The organism is Bradyrhizobium sp. PRIMUS42 (assembly GCF_023006515.1).
Lineage (GTDB): Bacteria > Pseudomonadota > Alphaproteobacteria > Rhizobiales > Xanthobacteraceae > Bradyrhizobium.
Genome location: NZ_JALBGZ010001433.1, coordinates 1 through 651 on the forward strand (window position 1 = coordinate 1; position 651 = coordinate 651).

At 66.7% G+C, this 651-nt stretch carries 1 protein-coding gene and 1 pseudogene; both read right to left on the reverse strand.

Features of this window, described 5'->3' with window-relative positions:
- The coding region (locus MOV75_RS40880) for a 4Fe-4S dicluster domain-containing protein (RefSeq protein WP_247008530.1) at window positions 1-459 on the reverse strand (459 nt) is incomplete at its 3' end.
- Window positions 456-651 (reverse strand): annotated as a pseudogene (locus tag MOV75_RS40885) (2-hydroxy-acid oxidase); the annotation flags it as partial. The gene MOV75_RS40880 and the pseudogene MOV75_RS40885, both read right to left, overlap by 4 nt.

The window sequence follows — 651 nt, forward strand, 5'->3', positions numbered from 1 at the left end:
CGAGGGACGAGGCGTCGGCAGGAACACGGCAAGCGGGCGGGCCAGCCGCGCCAGGATCATGCTCACGCGAAAACGCTGCGGATCCGGCAGCACGAAGGCCAGCACCTGGCGCAGCAGCCGCTCGGTGAGCGGCCGCTGATAGCGCTGCTCGATCCTGACCCGGGCCTGGTCGACGAGATGCATGTAGTTCACCCCCGAGGGGCAGGTCGTCATACAGGCCAGGCACGACAGGCAGCGGTCGATATGCTTGACCACCTCGGCCGTCGGCGCCTGGTCTTTCTCCAGCATCTCCTTGATCAGATAGATGCGGCCGCGCGGGCTATCGAGCTCGTCGCCGAGCAGCACATAGGTCGGACAGGTTGCGGTGCAGAAGCCGCAATGGACGCAGGCGCGCAGGATCTTGTCGGCTTCCGCGATATCGGGGTCGGCGAGCTGCGCCAGTGAGAATTCGGTCTTCATGCCCCAGCGCCCCGCCTCAAACGTCCGCGGTTGAGAATGGTCTTTGGATCGAAACTGGCGCGCACCCGCTCGCTCAGTGCTGCAATACCTGGCGCCTGCGGATGGAATACGTCGACATCCCGCCTGACATCCTCGGCCGCCCGGATCAGCGTGGCGTGCCCTCCGACCGCGTTCGCACGCGCGCGCACGGCC